Here is a 20571-nt window from a genome sequence, read left to right on the forward strand (position 1 = left end):
TCTTTCTGCCTTAACAGCCACTGACGGGCTAGCGACTATCCTGTAGTCGACGCCACACCCCACCACGGATGATACCAGCGTGGCGCTAAATGATGCCGGTAGGTTAATAGTTGCCAACCTGATGGAGTAAAACGCAGGGTGATTTGCCCAACTTGTGCGGTGCTAAACCAGGCTATTCCCTGCTGCTGATAACGATTTCGGATGACCGCTGCCGGTAAGCGCCAGGGATTATAACGCGCCGCTGAGACGATAGCAGCCTGCGGTTTTACGGCCGATAGTAATGCCTCCGATGAGGAGGTCCGACTGCCATGGTGCGGGATCAACAGGACCGTAGCGGCCAGTTGTTCTGGTCGTTCTCGTACTAGCCGCCACTCGGCCGATCGCTCCAAATCACCAGTCAACAGCACCTGATGCTGACCATCACTCACTCGCAGTGTACAAGAGTCACGATTATAAGCCCGCGGCACCAGCTTCGGGGGCCATAATACCTCAAAATAGAGTCCTTGCCACCTCCAATGCTCGCCAGCTCGGCAGGGCAAAGCACCTGCCTGGGTCGCTGCACTGCGTAACCAGATCGGAGGATAGTGCTGCTGTATCACTGGCCAACCGCCGGCATGATCCCGATCTTGATGGCTAAGGATCACCCCCTCCAGTGCTAATCCCCGCCACTGTAAGTGAGGAATAATGGATCGCTCTGCCACCGAACCCCCCGGCCAAGCAGTGCCAACATCATAAAGAATCGCCCGTCCCTGGCGGCTGATGACCACGGCTAATCCATGGCCAACATCTAACAAGTCTACACGCCACTCCTGACGGCTACCTAATAGCGGAGCAAGGCTGATCAGTGATAGCACCCCCAAGGTCCCATAATGGGTGCGCCACAATCTTAAACGTCCTGTGATGACAACAAACCACCCTAAGTAACTGACACCATGAGCCGCTGCGGGCCAGTTCAACCACCCCTGATGGGCTACCGTGGCAAAGCGTTCAAACAGCGTGAGTTTACCTAACAGCACTAAGGAGTGATCAGCATATTGACATAAGAGCTGAGAGAGCAGAGGCCAAGCACTGCTAAGAATCGCCCCGAACAGCAACGGCATCGTGCAGAGCGACACCCAAGGTACTGCTAAAAGATTCACCGGGAGCGCCCACAGGGTCACGCCCTGGAATAGCCCAACCTGTAAAGGAAGCAGCAGTAATAACAGTCCGCATTGGAGATATAACCCAGACAACAGCCACCGCCAGCTGCGCGAGGCGCAGCGCTGCGGCCAGGGAACCCAATGAGACCAGAATAGTAACCCTGAAACAGCGGTGATCGAGAGCCAAAAACTACTCGAGAGCACCATTAAAGGATCATACAGAAGTAGCAGCGCTACCACCCGTAATAGCAGCTGGCTAGGCAGCCAATAATAGCCCCGTAACCGTAGCCATAGGAGGATACTCAATGCCAACCAGGCGCGTAATGCGGGAGGATTGGCGCCTGCTATCGCGGTATAGAGCGTGGCTAACAACCATCCAAGCCCCAGCGGCATCAGCAGTTGCAGGCGACTCCACGGGATTAGCCACTGCAGTAGGCGTCCACAGCCCCAGCCTAAACCGGCTACTAATGAAATATGTAATCCTGAAATAGCCAGCAAATGAGCGATGCCACTCCATTGTAACCAGTGGCGATGTTCGGAGCTTAAACGACTGCGTTCACCGAATAGCAGCGCTAACAGCAGATCAGTAGAGGCAAATCCTTCGAGACGAGGTCGCCACGCAGTGATCAACTGTTGTCGAGAGGTGGGTTGGTCCGTCAATAAGGTCGCCTGACGGAGATGAGCCGTGAATAGCTGTCGTTGCACTACGGCCCAACGTTGACTATCCCATCCCCCTTCATTGAGTTGCGCATGCACAGGACGCAAGATCAAAGTCACTTGCCATTGTTGTCCAGCCTGGATCAGCGGTGCCCGCTTCGGCCAGTAAGCTTTGATTAAAAAACGCTGCCAATGGGGTAGTGAACGACCAGCTAATGCCATGATCCGTACCGAATATCCAGACGCTCTCTGGCCAATATTAATGCTAACCACTTGGATAACGGCCTGAACTGGCGTGCCGCTTGCATAGCGTAAGGGGTATAGACACTGTTTAGCCGATAACACAGCCCAGAGAAAACTACCCGTGATCAGCGCCAGCAGACGGCAACCCGCCAGTGGGATAGCTAATAACAACAGTATCCCCAAAACCAATCCTAGTAGTAATGGAAGGGATGGTAGTCTCGGTAGAAACAATAGTGGTAACATACCGAGTAACACAGCAACAGCTGCTACGTCTAAAGAGCTTCTGATTTGCCAGGATCGATCGCCAATGGCTAAAAAACTGATCAAACGTTTTATTCCCAGTATGGAAACTATTCAGGCACAAAAAGGTCTGGGTATTGTTAACCGTTGGTTGCATCACAGCAATTTATGGCATTTAAATCGTCGATCGGCCTCGGGTGCTTTTGCGGTAGGGCTATTGATAGCCTTTATTCCACTCCCCTGTCAAATGGCTTTAGCAGCGGCTGGCGCCATTCTATTTCAGGTCAATCTGCCGCTCTCGGTTGCTTTAGTGTGGTTGACGAATCCGCTCACTATGCCTTTCGTTTTTTATGCCACCTATCACTTAGGCGCCTGGATAATACAACCAGCTCCCCTAATGAATGGCCAACATTTCTCTTGGCCCTGGATAAAAAATTACCTGCTGAATTGGCAATGGATTGGCCTCCATTGGCGGGAGATCAGTGAGCATCTGGAGGCTTTTCTATTGGGTAATCTATTATGTGGGGCTGGTTTGGCCTGCTTAGGCTATTGGGGGATCAGACTATTTTGGCGTTACTCGGTCAGTCGGCAGTGGCAACGACGGCAAGCTAGAAGAAAACTATAATTTTTTAAGGCCCCCTGAACAAGGAAGTGCCACAACCAATCACCAATACCTGATGGGTTTACCGTTGGCTATTCACTGATTAGCCTAGAACCCTTATAATTCCTAGTTAAGAGCGTTGTTGTTTCGATGAAAATGAAGGTGTTACAGATTGATGCTGAACTTTACGACTATATTGCCCGTCAAACTCAGCATATTGGAGAGAGTGCCTCAGCGATTTTGCGGCGCTTATTAAAGCTACCCTTGGAGGACTCCTCCACAGCCCCGCTTCCCTCGGTACCGCCCACTGCTGATCTGCAGCAAGCCCTGAAACAGTTGTTAACGGCTTCGAGGTACCGTCATGAACCAACATCCATCGGACGATTGATGTTGGTGTTATCAACCCTTTACGCAGTAGATGCCAGCGCTTTTGCGCAGGCAGCGGCGATGACTCAGGGGCGAACACGGCGCTATTTTGCCGGTGATCAGCACACCTTAGAGCTCGGTGGTCTACAGACTAAGCCCCAGCAAATTCCCAAAACCCCTTATTGGGTGATCACCAACACTAATGCGGCCCGTAAACGCGCTATTTTGCACGCTATGCTGACAACGATGCAGATCCCTAAACCACTGATTGAGTCACTATGTGACAGTTTGTAACAGATCTAGTCGAAGCGTCGCTACTGGCAGAAATTGGATGAATACTTGCCGTCAAACGGTAAACTGATGGCCACTAGAGAGAGATCAGTGATGATGAAACACCCACGGGCTGGACAACCTGCACAGCCTTCCGACTGTATTGATGTACCGCAGTTGCTACAGCAATACCATCAGCACGCTGATAGCCTGCAAGCCGTCTCTTTTGGGACCTCGGGTCATCGGGGTAGTGCAGCGCTTGGCAGTTTTAACGAGCCACACCTACTGGCCATCGCTCAGGCAATTGCCGAACTGAGAGCCCTGAATGGCATCACCGGTTGCTGCTTTATCGGCAGAGATACCCATGCGCTGTCAGAGCCCGCCTTGAATACCGTACTAGAGGTCCTAACTGCTCATGGTATCACGGTCATTCTTCCAAGCGATGGGGGCTTTACGCCAACACCTGCAATATCCCATGCTATTTTAAGCCATAATCAAGCCAGCCCAACGCTCGCTGATGGTATTGTGATTACACCGTCACATAATCCGCCACAAGATGGCGGTCTGAAATATAACACGCCCCAGGGGGGGCCAGCCGATCACCGGATCACCCGCGCTATTGAACAGCGAGCTAATGCCCTATTAAACAGGGGATTGCCAGGGATCAAACGTCAAAGTTTATCTCAAGCTAAACAACGTGGCTTGATCCAATCACAGGATCTACTGCAAGCTTATGTGAATGATTTAGTGAATGTCGTTGATTTGCCGGCTATTCAACGGGCATCGCTGATCTTAGCGGTGGATCCTTTAGGAGGCGCTGGCCTGGCCTATTGGCAGCGGATTGCTGAGCAGTATCAACTCAACTTAACGATAACCAATCCACTGCTAGATCCCACGTTCTCTTTTATGTGTTTAGATAGTGATGGCCTGATTCGTATGGATTGTGCCTCCGAGGATGTGATGCAACCGCTACTGGCGCAACGCACTCAGTTTGATCTCTGTCTAGCCAACGATACTGATCACGATCGCCACGGGATTATCACGCCGGCCGGATTGATGAATGCCAACCACTATCTGAGTGTGGCTATCGACTACTTATTGAGGCACCGGCCACACTGGCCTCGCCAGGTCGCTGTGGGTAAAACCATCGTCTCGAGTAGCCTGATTGATCGGGTGGCTAGTCAATTAAACCATCCAGTGCAGGAGCTACCGGTCGGTTTTAAAGGCTTTGTGCCCGGGCTCTACGAAGGCTCATTGGGTTTTGCTGGTGAAGAGAGTGCTGGGGCCACTTTTTTACGCTTTAATGGCAGTCCCTGGACCACTGATAAAGATGGGATCCTGCTCTGTCTATTGGCTGCTGAGATAATGGCGGTCACCGGTGATGATCCGCAGGTGTACTATCAACGCTTAGAGCAACAGTTAGGACCCATCAGTTATCACCGTTTGCAATGTCCACTGACCGCTTCTCAAAGGACAAGGCTGATGGCAGCTTTGACCAAACAACCCCCTTTGCTTGATTTGGCGGGTGATCTCATTACTGCTGGTTATACCACCCTCCCCCATACGGGAGCCTCGATCGGCGGTTTAAAAGTGATCAGCGAGCGGGGGTGGTTGGCTATCCGCCCCTCAGGGACCGAACCGCTGTGTAAAATTCACTGCGAAAGTTTTATTGGCCCTGAGCATCGACGAGAGATTGAGACCGTAGCGCTGGAACTCATCGCTACGGTGTTGAAAGATCCATTAGGGTGAACGATCTGACCTAACCGTGTCAATAGTGTAATCTACGGTGATCCTGATCCAGTTTTCTGGGGACGATGGAGTGTCAGCCACGCTGTAATGGGTGACCGATCACGGTTATATCCCTTATCATGCGTAACGCACTGAAAAAAAATTTGGGGGCAGACTTGAAGCTCCCCAGCAGAAAACTCACAATGAAGGAGCACTGAAACTCATCTCTCTAGGAGCAGGTTATGGGCTTCAACGTCAGTGGTATCGTTAAGATCCTCATCCTCTCCTACCCAGCAGCTTATCACTATCGCTTTAGGGCAGACGATACAACCAGGGCGCGTGGGTTTACTGTGATTGAAACCATCGTTGTACTCACAGTGCTCATCAGTCTCATGAGCTTAGGCTCACGTTATCTCCAAAATAATCTTGACAGTCATATTCATCAAGCGGTTGCACGGCATCTTAAACAGGTCGATCAGGCGACCACACGCTATATTCAAGAGCACTACAGCGACTTCTCCGCTGAACCCAGCGAATTGGAGATGGTGATCTTAAGAAAAGCGGGTTATCTGCCGCCTGATTTTCTTGAAAAAAACAACTACCAACAGCATTATAAAATACAGCTTTTTCCGAAACAACAGGAGGAGATCTCATTATTACAAGTGGTGATTACTACCCAGGAAGGTCAAGCTATTTCTGAGGATGCTCTGCGTAAAATTAGCACCTTAGTGGGTGGACAGGCCGGTTATATGTCCGTACTCTTTCCAGATAAAATTACCGGCACCCAAGGGGGGTGGGAAATGGAGGGGAAGGAGCTGTTGATCTCCCCTGGTCACCTCGCCAGTGTCACTTGGGTCAACCCCCACGATATCATTGATGCTAACGGGTTTTTGCGGCGTAAAAAAATTGAGGGGCATCCAGAGTACAATATGATGGAGACCAATTTGCACATGCAAGATCACAGTATTGAGTATGAAAATGGTCTATTTACTGGAAAACTGAGCAGTAACCAATTGCTGTTTAACCAGGAGGAGCAATCCCTTGAGGTGTCACTGCTCCAAGGCCCGCAAATTCGACTCAAAAACCGTGCTCGCACGGCGGATTTGAACAGCAATCAGTTGTCCTTTGGTGGGATAGAGTTTGAGTCTGAGCCTGCTAGAAAAACGGCATCCTGGATGATGCCCTCGAAAGTGGATGCTAACTGGAATCAAGTGCCCTTTTATGAGCGAGCTCAAGATGATACGGGCAGTATCTGGAAATTTGCCGATGAGCGCTGTCATAAAAGGCATGCGCAAGATTTCCCGCAGGGGCGGCTGTTTTTAATCGGCAGAAAAAAGAGTAGCGAGGAGGCTGGGTTATTTATCTGTAGTACCCCATCAGCGGAGAGGGATGGATTTGGTCAAGAGGATTTATATCACCCTGACCATACAGAAAAATTAAAAGCGCGTGCCTATTTAATTTCCCGAGTGGGTAGGAAGTATGATGTTAGAAACATTGACAGTGCAAGACTATTAACCAGTTTTAATTTTCCTAAGAAGGATTTTTTAATAAATCTGCGTTTTTTTGGTAAAACTCCCTCTTCATGTTTTATGATGTCGATGCCACCGTTTGATAAATTATTTGAGGAAAATGATTATTGGCGTAACATTAGTAATGAGTTTAGTAATTTAGTTGGCAGTTCAGAAAAAGATAAAGAGGAATATAGTAATGCCTACAATAATGGAACGCTTCCAAATAGAATAATCAGTATTTTACAGTTAATGGAATTAGCAATAAAAAATGGTGATTATAAGGATCTCTCTGAGGGTGGAGTTGAAATACTGGAAATGCTAAACACGATGGCTGATGAAGCAGGTAAGGGGGATGACTTTAAATGTAAATTTGAATATGAGCGTAAGCTAACGGAAAATCCATGGTGATAGATAGACACTGTTAATAAAATTAACATTTTATTAACTTTAATTAATTATTCGTTTACTTTGGGAAACAATAAAATGACCGTTAGATCTTGAACTCAGCAGACATTGGAACATCTGCCGCTTGGTGCGCACTGTTTCTGGCACCGCTCACCAGGATATCGCTACCTTTCTAAAAGTTACTAATCTAATATTTTTGTTGCTAATCTGATGAATTTACCTTATTTTATTGTCCAGTAGTATTTTGTAAGCTTATTTTATAATAATAAAGTCAAAAAATATTGTTAATTTACTTAGGATGATCGGTTATTATGGACAGTAAAGCGTCAAACAACGATGGTAAATCAGTTAAAGAGATTAGACTACGTTACAGCCTAGACCAGTACCACCGTCAAGTAAGCAGCGGAGTTCGAAACCTGGCGAAGCAACTCGGTGAGATTCTTCAATCAAAAGCTCATTTGCCGCCCACTCTCTCTGAACCTCTGCGAGAAAAACTTCCAACAAATGTCTACTCTGACCTTAGGTTTAAAGAAAAAGAACCAACTTTGGAGTGCGAGAGATGCCATTTTCAGCAATCAGTGAGTGAAGGAGAGAGCATCACGGTCACGCGAACGATGGTCAAGGGTGAGTTAACTGGAAACTCAATGCTTTGCAAAGAATGTGGCTCACAACAAAATCATCACGTGGGCAACTCAATCAGTGAGGAAGATATCACTACAGTCAACGATATAAGAGCGTTAATTCAACAAATACCTAGTGTATCTTCTGGAGAAAGAGGAACCTCTAGGAGATCGGCTGATAGTTCTCATTATGGAAGACGTCACTCTAATGCATCGTATGCAAGCATTGGCGGTAGTCATAACTCCTCATCCTCATCCTCATCCTCATCCTCATCTTTACGTCAATAACCACTATTTTCTAAATAGAGTCTTATCCAATATGAAATGAGTCTGAAGGAGTGGTTGTTTCTGACAGGAAATGAGCCCAAAAGTGGAAAAAAGCCACTTTTGGGTAGTGCCTCTCTCTTCATCTTAACCAAACCCAGCCCCCAACCACTGCTCACTAGCCTGTTCGATCTTTTGCTTGTCGCAACTTCTGCCAGTAGGACAGCCGTTTTTGGATTTCACGCTCAAAGCCGCGTTCTACGGGAGTATAAAAAATTTGCCGCTTCATGCTCTCTGGGAAATAGGTTTGCCCTGAAAAACCTTCTGGTGTGTCATGATCGTATTGGTATCCTGCACCATAACCTGCTTGCTGCATCAACCGGGTCGGTGCATTGAGGATAGCTTTAGGCGGCGGTAGTGAGCCTGACTGTCGCGCGGCTTGCTGCGCCTTGGGGTAAGCCCGATAAAGCGCGTTGGATTTTGGAGCGGTGGCCAAATAGACCAGGGCTTGCACCAAGGCCAGCTCACCTTCTGGCGACCCCAAACGTTCATAGGCTTGGATCCCGGCAAGGGCTTGGAGCAGGGCCTGAGGATCGGCCATTCCGATATCTTCTGATGCAAAGCGAATCAAGCGCCTGCCGATATACAGCGGATCCTCACCCCCCGCCAACATTCGTGCAAACCAGTACAGTGCAGCATCTGGATCGGAGCCTCGTAAGGATTTGTGCAGGGCACTGATCAGATTATAATGGCCCTCTTCCGCTTTATCATACAGCGGCGCTCGTTTGCTAAGCAAGGTAGACAGTGCTTGAGGATCTAAGCGATCAGCAGAAGCAGAGGAGAGTAGCCTCTCTATGAGATTCAGCAGGGCTCTGCCGTCACCGTCAGCCATTTCCAGTAAGCAGTTTTGCGCCTCCAGCGTCAGCGGCAGCACGCGTTTTAAGGTGATTGCTGCCTGAGTATACAGGCTCCTCAAGGCCGCTTGATCCAGGCGATTCAGCGTGAAGATCTGACATCGAGAGAGCAGTGCGTTATTGAGTTCAAAGGAGGGATTTTCTGTAGTGGCTCCAATCAGCGTCAGGCTGCCATTCTCTACGTAAGGTAAAAAGCTATCTTGCTGTGCCCGATTAAAACGATGAATTTCATCCACAAAAAGGATGGTCGATCCCCTTCCAGCACTAAAAATGGCCTGGGCTCCTTCGAAAATTTTTCGTAGCTCTCCCACGCCTGAGGACAAAGCAGAGAGTGCAACAAAAGGTATTTTGCAACTGTTGGCGAGGATGTGAGCTAGGGTTGTTTTGCCAGAGCCTGGGGGACCCCACAAAATAAGAGAGGGCAACTGTCCGCTATCGACTATACCAGACAGAGGTTTGCCCGGCCCAATCAAGTGCGGCTGGCCGACGACCCTATCCAGGGTTTTTGGGCGTAGCTGTACTGCCAGCGGGGATGCGTTCATGGCAGCTAATAGGGTATCCTATGGTGGGTCGTGAAGGGCTCGAACCTTCGACCTACGGATTAAGAGTCCGCTGCTCTACCAACTGAGCTAACGACCCAATTGATTTGTCAACCGGGTGATATGGTGGGTCGTGAAGGACTCGAACCTTCGACCAACGGATTAAAAGTCCGATGCTCTACCACCTGAGCTAACGACCCCAAATCTTGCTTCTACACTACTAAAGCAGCGCTCTAGCGCTGTTACGGTAGTAATGGCCGCCTATATTACCCATTTTATCAAGCAATGCAATAGCCAGTGAGCTCTTAGCCGTGTGATTGCTGATAAAACGACCAATATCGCCTGATTAGCTGGCCATCTGGACCTATTTTAGCTTGGATAAACGTGCTTTTGCCTGCTCTGCAGAGGATGAGCTAGGATACTGTTGCACCACCCGTTGATAAATAGCCTTGGCTTTAGCCGTATCACCCTGTTTCTGGGTAATGAAGCCTATTTTTAACATGGCGTCACTACATTTAGCCGATTTCGGGAAGGCTTGCAGCACCCTCGCAAAATAGTGCGAGGCACGTGAAAACTCGTTTTGCTTAAACAGCAACTGGCCCAGCCAATAGTAGGCGTTTGGCAGATAGCTTGACTTAGGATAATCTTTGATAAATTGCTCAAGCCGCTGTAAGGCTTCAGGTGCTGGTGCTGGTGACGCGTTGACTGCCTGCAAAGCCTGTTCATAGGCTGTACGCTCTGAGAGCTCTCTTTGAGGCGGTAGCTTGTCGCTACGCGCTGGGGGATCCACGATCGAGGGTTGATTCGCCGCAACACCATTACCCTTACCTGGCTGAGGCGCGGCAGCGAGGGATTTTAACTGCTGTTCCAGCTGTTGTAGCCGATGTTGGCTACGCTCTACGCTGCCTCGCAGCCCCTCTAATTCTTGTTGTAAGGTGGTCAGCTGTTGATAGAGCTGCAGCTGATGACCTGGATTCAGCAGTCGTTCCAGACGCACGATGCGGGCTTCCATGCCAGCAACCGTGACCTCATGGACTGGTATACTCTTCGCCAGTGCAGTATTAGCCGCTAGGAGGGCTAATACTATTCTAGCTATTAGGTAAACTTGAGGCCGACTCATGCACTAACGTGTTTAATAAACCAAAACGGCACGCCGATTTTTGGCATAAGCCGCTTCTTGATGGCCAGGATCTTCAGGACGCTCTTGGCCATAAGAGACAATGGTGATCTGCTGCTCAGAGACGCCATTGCCTTGAAGGTACATAGCCACTGCATTAGCCCGACGTTCCCCTAAGGCAATATTGTATTCAGGAGTTCCTCGTTCATCCGCATGACCTTCAATCAGCACCCGGTAGCTCGGGTTATTCCGTAGTAAATCAGCGTGTTCATCTAAGATTTGGGCAAACTCCGAGGTGATGTCATATTTATCAAAGCCGAAGTAAATTAAATTACTCTTTTTTAACTCTTCCAACTGCCGTGCTTGATCGTCTGCATACAGTTGATTCTCTACTTCGACCGGGACTTCAAGCGTCGTCATAGGCGCTGTAGGGAGCACCTCTTCGCACTGCTCAACCGGCTTTTTGCAACAACTGGTGGCAGCGATGATCGGCAACGTCAATAGCACTGCTTTCAGAGTGGGTTTTAATAGCATCGTAGACTCCTTTTGGGATAACCATTTTTCATTGTAGATAGGGTGACCAAGCAGGAAATTTCACTTGGCCATCCGTTGCTAGAAGTCGTGCCTTAAAACGACCATCCATTGACACTAATTGTAGTACTTTTCCAAGCGACTCAGTAGAGCTGTAAACAATCATCGTACCATTAGGGGCAATACTAGGTGTTTGATCTAAAAAAGTAGAGGTCAGTACCTGTACCCTGCCCGTTTCTAAATCTTGTTTAGCAATATGGTACCCGTCACTCCCCCGATTGACCATAATGAGAGAGCGGCCATCGGGAGAAATTTCCCCTCCCTGATTTTGTAACCCTTCCCAGGTCAGGCGTTGTATCTGACTATCCGCTAACTGGATCTGATAAATCTCCGGGTGTCCTCCGCGATCAGATGTAAAAATAAGCGAACGGCCATCGGGATGCCAGGCTGGTTCAGTGTCGTTGCTGCTGCCCTCAGTCAGACGGATCATCTGCCCGCTTTTCAAATCAAGGAGATAAATTTTTAGACTGCCCCCTTTAGAGAGTGCTAAGGCTAACTTGGTTCCATCAAAGGAAAAAGCGGGTGCCCCATTATGCCGAGGGAACGCCGCTAACTGCTTGCGCTTTTTTGAGGCTAGATCGTGTAAAATCAGTTCAGAACGTTGGTTTTCAAAGGTCACGTAAGCCAGTTGTCGACCATCGGGTGACCAAGCCAATGACATCATAGGTGCCGACGAACGATAAATCGTTTTTTGGTGATGACCATCATAATCAGACAGCCGTAGTTCATAGGGGTGGCGTCCCTGATTAGTCTGAACCACATAAGCGATCCGGGTATTAAAGGCTCCCTTAAGACCGGTGAGTTTTTCAAAAATACTATCGCTGATCCGGTGGGCAGCATAACGTAGCCACTCGGCGGTGACTTGACACTGGTTCTGCTCTAACACCGAACCAGTGGCACTATTCAAATTGGTGACATCAATAAGCTGATAAGAAATGAGAAAATGGTCAGCTTTTCCTGGTTGTATCTGCCCAATGATGACCGCGTCAATGCCTAGTGCTCGCCAACAAGCTGGATCAAGGGCAGATACCGTCGTTGGCCGCTGCGGTAATTGCTCCATCGCTAGCGGATTAAAGGTGCCACTGTGGCGCAAATCAGCCGCGATAATGGCGCTGATATCTTGCGGCACCTCTCCAACTCCCTGCCACTTAAAGGGCACTATCGCAATGGGTCTAGCGGATTCAGTGCCTTCGGTGATAACAATCCGTACCTCGGCTTGCAGTAACGGGGCATACAGCAGTAGACCTGTGAATAAACAGAGGGCCTTCACAAGGGGGCCAAGCGCTTTCATAGCAGTGTCCTGTTGAGATCTGGTTTAAAATTCAAAGCTGATGACCATCGCTTTAAACCGTTCATACAGCGCTGGATCAGGAGGTTTAGGGACGCGCTCCGTGATGCCAACTGCCCGCAGGGCGGCGGCGCACACCAACCTATCACCTTGGCGGGCCTCAGCCCGTACAATGGTGCCATCAGCCGCCAATTGTAATGCGATTTCACAACTTCTTCCTTGGTATCCCGGCTCTTTAATCAAATTGGCTTGGATAGCACTTTTAATTTGGCTGGCATAATGGCTGCATTGTTGGGTACTCGGCAACTGAGCAGTTCCTGTTCTGGTACTCGCCGCTAAATGGCCAAAAAAATGGTCTAAGTCAGCTGACGTCGGAGAAGTCATCGCAGAGGCTGTTTTCCCATCGCTTTTGCTAGTAGTGCTGGCACTCCCCTCAACCGGCGTCCCCTTGACCTTTTTTGGGGTAGGAGTCGCTGCTTGTTTCAATGGGGGGGGGGGCGCTTGGGCAGCCTTCACTAGCTGACCTGTCGTGCTATCCTTAGAAGACTCTATAGTAGGACTATTTTTTTCTGCCTTAGCCCTTTTTAAAGGAGGTTTCTCTGCCGGGCGTGGCAGTTGTTCAACCCGGCGTGGGGGCTGTTCAGCCGATTGCTGAGACGCTTTTGGAGCACTGAGCGGTCGACCGGTTGATAATTGATTCGTAGGGACAGCTATTAGCGTGGCCTGCATTAGACCGCTTTCCGGCCCGATGGTCAGCGTGACCACCCGAGGTTTTAAGCTCAATAGTATCACAATGCCCCCATGCAGTACTATGGAAACCAATATACCGCGGGACAATGGGCTCCAGGATCGACCCTGTCGAAACATGCAGTGTGCTATAAAGGTTTAGTCATTAAGCCTACTGCAGTCACCCCAGACTGGTGTAGTAGGCTTAACCCCTTGAGGATCTCTTCATAAGCAACGCTGGCTGAACCCCCAATTAAAAACTGACTCCCCACATCTTTTTCTACTATTTTTTTAGTGTGCATGACGATCTGCTGAGGGGGCAAATTCTCTAAGCGAGCCCCTTGGACAATCAAGGTATAACAGCCAGCTCCGGAAATTTCTAAAATAATCTGATTGGGGATGGCTGGTTTGTACGCTGTTTTGGATTGGTGAGCCTGGGGTAACTCCACTTGCACCGCTTGTTGGATCACTGGGGTGGCCACCATCAAAACCAATAATAGCACCAACAATATATCAAGAAAGGGAATGACATTCATGTCAGCCTTTAAAGCTGATCGGGGACGTTGCAGACGTATCATCGAGGGGCCCATCTAGCTGGATGGACGGGCAATCGCCTGCCGATGAAGAATGATTATAAACTCCTCCATAAAATTGGCGTAACGCTGCTCGAGCTGACTCAGTTGCGTATTAGAGCGATTATAAGCGATAACGGCAGGAATGGCGACACATAGGCCGATTGCGGTAGTAATCAGCGATTCTGCCAGGCTAGGTGCCACCATCTGTAACGTTGCCTGCTGGACACTCCCTAGGGCAATAAACGCTTGCAAGATCCCCCAGACGGTTCCTAACAATCCAATGTACGGGCTAACGGATCCTACCGTTGCCAAGAATGAGCCATACCCTTCCAAGGTCTCTTGATAACGATGAAAAGCAATTCGCATCGCGCGGGCAGCACCCTCTAACAGTGCCGTCGGCGCGCAGTTATTGATGGCATGTAGCCGTGAAAATTCTTTAAATCCGGCGCAGAAAATCTGTTCACTACCAGTCAACGCTTGGCCTTGTCCTACGATCTCTTGGTAGAGATGGTTTAGATTGATACCTGACCAAAATTTATTTTCAAATAGGATAACGTGGCGATTAGCTTTATTGAGTCGGCAGGCTTGCTGAATAATAATGGCCCATGAGGTGACGGAAAATCCCAGCAATAATACGATGACCCCTTGAACTAACAGGGAGGCGTTTATAAAAATATCAATAAAGCGTAGCTCAGTCACTCGGTCAACTCCATGAGGCATTGCACGGAGTGTTTACTCCTGGGATGAATGGGCATTGAATCCTCTCCTTGATCCACCTTTAACCACCATAATAGGCAAATGATTGAGGATAAACAATAGATTATGGCCAGTTAAATCACCGGCCACGTTAAAATTTGAGTTCAGCATACTAAAATTATTGGGGCGGATCTAAGGGTTTATCTTCATGATTTTCCAACCAGAGCACCATGATGACCGTTAAGGCACACGCAAACAGCAGTCCTAAAATCCAAGTGAGATACCACATCACGCGGCTCCTTAATAAAGCGAATGTTGATTTTTTTCAATCATGGCTTCATCTAACCGACCCCAGAGCTTGTAGTAGCACCATAGGGTATAAGCCAACACCAGTGGTAGAAATAGCCCCACAATCCACAACATTAACTGTAAGGTTTTCTGGCTGGAAGTGGCATCCCATAGCGTCAAGCTGTGAGCAGGGATCAAGCTGGAGGGTAGCACGAACGGGAACATCGCAACACCAGCGGTGATGATGATACAAGCAATCGTAGCCGTACTACAGAAAAAGGTTAATCCTTCTCGCTTGTTCCACGAGGCTACCAGGGTACAAAGTGGCAGCAGTAAGCCTGCTATCGGAAAGCAGACTAACCAGGGAGTGTTTCTAAAATTGGCTAACCAGCCGCCGAGTGGTCGAATAACGACTTTGTTCAAGGGGTTAGACTCGGCTAAGTGATCGAGGACAGAGGTGACCTGGTAACCATGAATCCCCTGGTAGATACAGATACCCGCGATACTGAAGCAGAGGAGTATACTGCAAGCCATCCAGCACGTGACCCTGCCCGCACGTTTGTGCAGTTCACCCTGGGTTCTCAACCGCAGCCAGACACTGCCTTGGAGCAGCAGCAGTGAGAGGCTCAGCAAGCCACAGAGTAAAGCAAAAGGATTCAGTAGCTCGATAAAGGTTCCGTGATAAGAGAGCCGTGAATGACTATCTAGTTGAAAGGGAATACCCTGTAGCAAATTACCAAAGGCCACACCAAAGATCAGTGCCGGCACGCCACTGCCGACGGTGATTAATAGATCCCAGCTACCCCGCCAATAGGGATGCGCGATCTTTTGCCGATAATCAAAGCCGATGGGACGAAAATAGAGGGCGGCTAGTAGCAGCAGCATTGCGCCATAAAAACCGGAAAAAGCGGCGGCATAGACCATCGGCCAAGCAGCGAATACTGCCCCACCAAAGAGTATTAACCAGACTTGATTGCCATCCCAGTGCGGTGCAATACTGTTAATCATAATACGCCGTTCATGGTCATTTTTGCCCAGCACGCATAACAACATGCCTACACCCATATCGAAACCATCAGTCACGGCAAATCCTATCAGCAGTAGACCGATGATCAGCCACCAGATAAAACGCAACGTTTCGTAGTTCAACATTAGATACCCCTTGTCACGGTTTAGGCTGAGATCGCTTCGGTGCTTGGGTGTTCAAAGTGGTAACTACCGGTATGCAGGCTACTCGGGCCCAGGCGGGCAAACTTAAACATTAAGTAGAACTCAATCACTAAAAAGATCGAATATAAGACGCCGATCACCCCTAGCGAGCACCATAATTGACCACGTGTTAAGTCTGAATGTGCAATCGCCGTCGGTAAGATCCCATCAATGGCCCAAGGTTGACGACCATACTCAGAGACAAACCAACCACACTCACTCGCAATCCACGGTAAAGGAATGCCATAGAGTGCCAGCCTTAATAGCCACTTTTTTTCACTCATTTTTTGCCGTAGCGTTTGATAAAAAGCCACTGTAAAAATGAGTAACATGAGCAGACCACACCCGACCATAATGCGAAAAGTAAAAAATAGGGGGAGCACGCTGGGGATTGAGCTCTGCACCGCTTGCTGGATCTGGGTTTCGGTGGCATCGGTGATCTGCGGGGTGTAGCGATGGAGAAGCAGACCATACCCTAAATCCTCTTTTAGGCTATCAAATTGTTGCTGTAGTCGAGGATTTTGATCACCAGTACGCAGCTGGGTTAACAAGCCATACGCGGTGATACCGTTGCGAATACGGCGTTCATTCAATTGCATTAACGCCTTGAGCCCCATCACCGGTTTATCTAAGGAGCGGGTTGCAATGAGGCCTAGCGCATAAGGAACTTTGAGGGCGTAGTCAGTCTGTAGCGTCTGCTGATTAGGTATTCCGAAGATTGTAAAAAACGCTGGCGGTGTCTCAGTCTCCCATTCGGCTTCGATAGCCGCCAGTTTAATCTTTTGCGCATCGCCCAAGTTATAGCCTGATTCATCTCCTAAAATAATGACCGATAACACCGCAGCCAAACCAAAGGTGGCTGCTATCGCAAAAGAGCGTCTTGCAAACGGTAGATCGCGCCCTTTTAATAGATAGTAGGCACTGATCCCCAGCATAAACAGCGCACCGGTGGTGTACCCTGCCGCAACGGTATGGACAAATTTGACCTGCGCTACTGGACTGAACAGCATATCGATTAGGCTCACCAGCTCCATCCGCAAGGTAACCGGATTAAACTGGGATCCTACAGGGTATTGCATCCAGGCATTGGCAATTAAAATCCATAATGCTGACAAGGAAGATCCTAAAGCCACCAACCAAGTGACCATCAGGTGTTGCCAACGGCTTAAACGATCCCAGCCAAAGAAAAAGAGGCCAACAAACGTCGATTCTAAGAAAAAAGCGAGCAAGCCTTCTATCGCTAAGGGAACACCAAAAACATCCCCAACGTAGTGTGAGTAGTAGGACCAATTGGTGCCAAATTCAAACTCCATGGTGAGTCCGGTGGCAATCCCTAAAGCAAAATTAATACCAAACAGCTTGCCCCAAAATTTTGTCATATCCTGGTAGATCACTTGACCAGTGATCACATAGATTGACTCCATAATGGCTAATAGAAAAGCCAGGCCTAGCGTCAAAGGGACAAATAAAAAGTGGTACATCCCTGTTAACGCAAACTGTAATCGCGACAGCTCAACGACCTCTAACATAGTCACTCCTGAACGCATCATTGATGGTAATCCCGCTTCACGCTTATCTCACTGCGGCAACCGAACAGTTAATCGTTGATGGCTATTGTAAGGACGCTTCAGTATCCTTGGATAGCCCGAAATGCTCATAAGCCCGCGCGGTGGCGATCCGGCCTCTCGGGGTACGTTGTAAAAATCCCTGCTGAATCAAATAGGGCTCAAAGACCTCTTCAATCGTACTAGGAGACTCGCCAATCGCGGCGGCAATACTCTCCAGACCCACCGGTCCTCCCATAAATTTATCAATAATGGCGGAGAGTAGTTTGCGATCCATCAGATCAAAACCTTCAGCATCTACCGCTAATAGCGTCAAAGCCTGTGAAGCAATGGATACATCGATGGTGCCATGACCACAGACCTCGCTATAATCCCGAATACGGCGTAATAACCGATTAGCCACCCGCGGGGTCCCCCGTGAGCGCCGAGCAATCTCATGGGCACCACAGTCAGACAGCGTTAATTGCAGTAATTGAGCATTGCGTCCAATGATCTGTTGTAGATCAGCCACTGAATAAAACTCTAACCGTTGCACAATTCCAAAGCGGTCACGTAACGGAGCGGTCAAGGATCCGGCCCGGGTGGTGGCACCAATTAAGGTAAAAGGGGGCAAGGCCAGCTTGATGGAGCGGGCTGCCGGCCCCTCTCCAATCATAATATCGAGTTGCTGATCTTCCATCGCTGGGTAGAGCATCTCCTCAATTACTGGCGAAAGGCGATGGATCTCATCGATAAACAGCACATCGTGTGGGGCTAGGTTGGTTAAAATAGCCGCCAGATCACCGGTTTTCTCTAATACCGGACCTGAAGTAGCGCGTAAGTTCACGGAGAGCTCATTCGCTATAATGTTAGCCAAAGTGGTCTTTCCTAGACCCGGCGGTCCAAAAATAAGCACATGATCCAGCGCTTCTTCCCGTTGTCGAGCCGCTTGAATAAAAATCGCCATCTGACACTGTACGGTGGGTTGTCCAACATAATCTTGTAGCAACCGCGGACGCAAGGCGCGATCAAAGGGTTCATCAAGCGCTTGTTGCGTGGTAGTCAACAAACGATCAGGCTCTATCATCGTAGCGGGAACTCTCTGCTTGGCAGGCTCCAGGAGAGCCCCTTAGGATAGCGCATACTCATCTCTTTTTTCTCGATTACCCCAGGCTGCGTAGTGCCTGGCGGATCAGTGTCTCACAATCCATCTCGGGCTGCATAACTTGTCGGATCAACCGCTGCGCTTCGACTGCTTTATAACCCAAGGTGATCAAGGCGGCCACTGCAGCGTGTTCCGCCTCTGAATCACGCAGGTGTGCAGTGACTGCTGATCCCTTAAAGGATGGCGCGTATTCTAGTGGCTCAACCGCCAAATCTTGGCAACGGTCCCGCATCTCTATGATTAAGCGCTCTGCCGTTTTTTTACCGACTCCGGGTAACTTTATCAAGAGAGTGGGATCATTGCGCTCTACCGCAAAAATAAATTGGGGTACTGACAGCCCCGAGAGAATCGCTAAGGCCAATTTAGGCCCAACACCATTGACTTTAATCAATGATCGAAAGAGTGTACGCGCCGATCGATCCTTAAAACCATAGAGCAGCTGGGCATCTTCACGGATCCAATGGTGGGTAAACAGCACCGTCGCTTCTCCTAGCGCTGGCAGCTGATAAAAGCAGTTCATGGGCATCTGCAGTTCATAGCCCACCCCCTGCACCTCCAAGACTAAGTAAGGAGGCTGCTTTTCAATCACGACCCCCGTTAAACGACTGAGCATCACCGTCTGCTCACTGGTGGTCGATCGTACGCTCTCGTCATCTCGATCTGGCTGTGACAATAGGTGATAGCCGCTGCTAAGGCATCTGCGGCATCTGCCTGCGGCAGCGCTGGCAAACTTAATAAATAGCGCACCATCTGTTGTACCTGCTCTTTAGTCGCTGAGCCGGTGCCGGTCACCGTCTGCTTAATGCGCCGGGCGCTATACTCGAAGAAGGCGAGCTGCGCGTTCATGGCGGCGACAATTGCGGCACCACGAGCCTGCCCCAATTTTAGCGCAGAATCGACATTCTGCGCCATGAACACCTGCTCAACGGCGACAATATGGGGTGAGAACTGCTGAACAATGCTCTCTACCCCGGCATAAATGATCGACAAACGTCCGGCAAAATCTTGGGCAGTAGCACTGCGAATAGCACCACTGCCGAGATAGTGTAGGCGCTCTCCTTGCTGTTGGATAACACCGTAACCGGTGATCCTAGAGCCGGGATCTAGACCTAAAATTACCCTCATGCCCGGTGATCTTCAGTCCACTCATCCGGGAGCAGTCCATTATGATAAACCGTTTGAACATCGTCTAAATCCTCTAATCGATCGAGTAAACCCTGTAATCGATCAGCCTCTGTGGCGGTTAGTGGCAGTTGGCTCTGGGCTATCCAGATCAACTCCGCCTGCTCTGTTCTGTACTGGCTTTGTTCTAAAGCCTGCTGTACCGCCATGAACTGTTCGGGCGGTGTTAAAACCACGCTGGTGTGATCGGCATTACAGTGTAGATCATCAGCACCGGCTTCTAACACGAGGGTGAACAGTGCCTCTTCATCCTCCACACCAGAGAGATGAAGCACCCCTTTTTTAGCAAATAGATAAGCGACTGAGCCCTCGATACCCAGATTACCACCGCACTTATCAAAGGCATACCGTACCTCGCCCGCTGTTCGATTACGGTTATCGGTTAAACAGGCGATCAGCAGCGCTGTCCCAGCAGGACCATATCCCTCATACAATAAACTCTCCATATCGCTGCCCTCTTCCCCGCCAACACCCCGTTGAATCGCTCGGTTAATCGTCTCCCGGGTCATATTATAGGTGAGTGCTTTATCGACTGCCGTGCGTAGGCGTGGATTGCTGGCTACTTCACCGCCCCCTAGCTTGGCAGCTACCGCCAGCTCTCGAATCAATTTGGTAAATAGTTTACCTCGCTTGGTATCTTGTCCAGCTTTGCGGTGCTTAATATTGGCCCATTTGCTATGACCGGCCATGGTA

The 20571-nt window shown here is 49.3% G+C and carries 19 protein-coding genes and 2 tRNA genes; 4 read left to right on the forward strand and 17 right to left on the reverse strand.

Going from position 1 to position 20571, the window contains the following annotated elements; translation table 11 throughout:
* Positions 1–35: 35 nt before the first annotated feature.
* Positions 36–2222, reverse strand: coding sequence for a DNA internalization-related competence protein ComEC/Rec2 (locus tag NL324_RS06220; RefSeq protein WP_253306764.1), 2187 nt, complete (start codon positions 2220–2222; stop codon positions 36–38).
* Positions 2223–2346: 124 nt separating this feature from the next.
* On the opposite strand from NL324_RS06220, the gene NL324_RS06225 reads away from it, so the two are divergent.
* The 4 genes from NL324_RS06225 (at position 2347) to NL324_RS06240 (ending at position 7163) form a co-directional block, all read left to right on the forward strand.
* Positions 2347–2904: a DUF2062 domain-containing protein gene (locus NL324_RS06225; protein ID WP_253306765.1), complete on the forward strand. Its 558-nt coding sequence runs from the start codon at positions 2347–2349 to the stop codon at positions 2902–2904.
* A gap of 132 nt (positions 2905–3036) precedes the next feature.
* Complete coding sequence (locus NL324_RS06230; RefSeq protein ID WP_436298260.1) at positions 3037–3540, forward strand: replication initiation negative regulator SeqA; 504 nt, start codon at positions 3037–3039, stop codon at positions 3538–3540.
* 90 nt (positions 3541–3630) lie between these two features.
* Positions 3631–5265 (forward strand): phosphohexomutase domain-containing protein, encoded by a 1635-nt coding sequence (locus NL324_RS06235; protein WP_253306767.1) that lies wholly within the window; start codon positions 3631–3633, stop codon positions 5263–5265.
* 329 nt (positions 5266–5594) lie between these two features.
* Positions 5595–7163 (forward strand): type II secretion system protein, encoded by a 1569-nt coding sequence (locus NL324_RS06240; RefSeq protein WP_253306768.1) that lies wholly within the window; start codon positions 5595–5597, stop codon positions 7161–7163.
* 1059 nt (positions 7164–8222) lie between these two features.
* On the opposite strand, the gene NL324_RS06245 is transcribed toward NL324_RS06240, so the two are convergent.
* The 16 genes from NL324_RS06245 to NL324_RS06320 all read right to left on the reverse strand — a co-directional run bounded on the left by NL324_RS06245 (position 8223) and on the right by NL324_RS06320 (position 20567).
* The gene (locus tag NL324_RS06245) at positions 8223–9500 is read right to left on the reverse strand and encodes a replication-associated recombination protein A (RefSeq protein ID WP_253306769.1); all 1278 of its coding nucleotides are present in this window, start codon (positions 9498–9500) and stop codon (positions 8223–8225) included.
* Between the two features lie 21 nt (positions 9501–9521).
* Positions 9522–9597: transfer RNA gene (locus tag NL324_RS06250), tRNA-Lys, on the reverse strand.
* Between the two features lie 24 nt (positions 9598–9621).
* Positions 9622–9697, reverse strand: a tRNA-Lys gene (locus tag NL324_RS06255).
* Between the two features lie 164 nt (positions 9698–9861).
* Positions 9862–10617, reverse strand: a complete 756-nt coding sequence (gene ybgF, locus NL324_RS06260) for a tol-pal system protein YbgF (RefSeq protein WP_253306770.1) — start codon at positions 10615–10617, stop codon at positions 9862–9864.
* 12 nt (positions 10618–10629) lie between these two features.
* Entirely contained in the window at positions 10630–11148 is a 519-nt protein-coding gene (gene pal / locus NL324_RS06265; protein WP_253306771.1) for a peptidoglycan-associated lipoprotein Pal, read from the reverse strand.
* A 28-nt stretch (positions 11149–11176) separates the two neighbouring features.
* On the reverse strand, positions 11177–12496 hold the full coding sequence (gene tolB, locus NL324_RS06270) for a Tol-Pal system beta propeller repeat protein TolB (RefSeq protein WP_253306772.1): 1320 nt from the start codon (positions 12494–12496) through the stop codon (positions 11177–11179).
* A gap of 24 nt (positions 12497–12520) precedes the next feature.
* The gene (gene tolA / locus NL324_RS06275) at positions 12521–13285 is read right to left on the reverse strand and encodes a cell envelope integrity protein TolA (protein ID WP_253306773.1); all 765 of its coding nucleotides are present in this window, start codon (positions 13283–13285) and stop codon (positions 12521–12523) included.
* Positions 13286–13368: 83 nt separating this feature from the next.
* Entirely contained in the window at positions 13369–13797 is a 429-nt protein-coding gene (locus NL324_RS06280; RefSeq protein WP_253306774.1) for a biopolymer transporter ExbD, read from the reverse strand.
* 12 nt (positions 13798–13809) lie between these two features.
* The gene (gene tolQ / locus NL324_RS06285; RefSeq protein WP_253306775.1) at positions 13810–14493 is read right to left on the reverse strand and encodes a protein TolQ; all 684 of its coding nucleotides are present in this window, start codon (positions 14491–14493) and stop codon (positions 13810–13812) included.
* 175 nt (positions 14494–14668) lie between these two features.
* Positions 14669–14779 (reverse strand): cytochrome bd-I oxidase subunit CydX, encoded by a 111-nt coding sequence (gene cydX, locus NL324_RS06290; RefSeq protein ID WP_253306776.1) that lies wholly within the window; start codon positions 14777–14779, stop codon positions 14669–14671.
* A gap of 11 nt (positions 14780–14790) precedes the next feature.
* On the reverse strand, positions 14791–15930 hold the full coding sequence (gene cydB / locus NL324_RS06295) for a cytochrome d ubiquinol oxidase subunit II (protein ID WP_253306777.1): 1140 nt from the start codon (positions 15928–15930) through the stop codon (positions 14791–14793).
* 20 nt (positions 15931–15950) lie between these two features.
* A complete protein-coding gene (locus NL324_RS06300) occupies positions 15951–17516 on the reverse strand; it encodes a cytochrome ubiquinol oxidase subunit I (RefSeq protein WP_253306778.1) in 1566 nt (521 codons plus the stop codon).
* An 82-nt stretch (positions 17517–17598) separates the two neighbouring features.
* On the reverse strand, positions 17599–18618 hold the full coding sequence (ruvB, locus tag NL324_RS06305) for a Holliday junction branch migration DNA helicase RuvB (RefSeq protein WP_253306779.1): 1020 nt from the start codon (positions 18616–18618) through the stop codon (positions 17599–17601).
* Positions 18619–18694: 76 nt separating this feature from the next.
* Positions 18695–19309: a Holliday junction branch migration protein RuvA gene (gene ruvA, locus NL324_RS06310; protein ID WP_253306780.1), complete on the reverse strand. Its 615-nt coding sequence runs from the start codon at positions 19307–19309 to the stop codon at positions 18695–18697.
* Entirely contained in the window at positions 19309–19821 is a 513-nt protein-coding gene (ruvC, locus tag NL324_RS06315) for a crossover junction endodeoxyribonuclease RuvC (protein ID WP_253306781.1), read from the reverse strand. The genes ruvA and ruvC overlap by 1 nt, the downstream gene beginning before the upstream one ends.
* The gene (locus NL324_RS06320) at positions 19818–20567 is read right to left on the reverse strand and encodes a YebC/PmpR family DNA-binding transcriptional regulator (protein ID WP_253306782.1); all 750 of its coding nucleotides are present in this window, start codon (positions 20565–20567) and stop codon (positions 19818–19820) included. The genes ruvC and NL324_RS06320 overlap by 4 nt, the downstream gene beginning before the upstream one ends.
* Between the last annotated feature and the right edge of the window lie 4 nt (positions 20568–20571).

Origin of the sequence: unidentified bacterial endosymbiont, from assembly GCF_918320885.1 — a bacterium.
Taxonomy (GTDB): domain Bacteria; phylum Pseudomonadota; class Gammaproteobacteria; order Enterobacterales.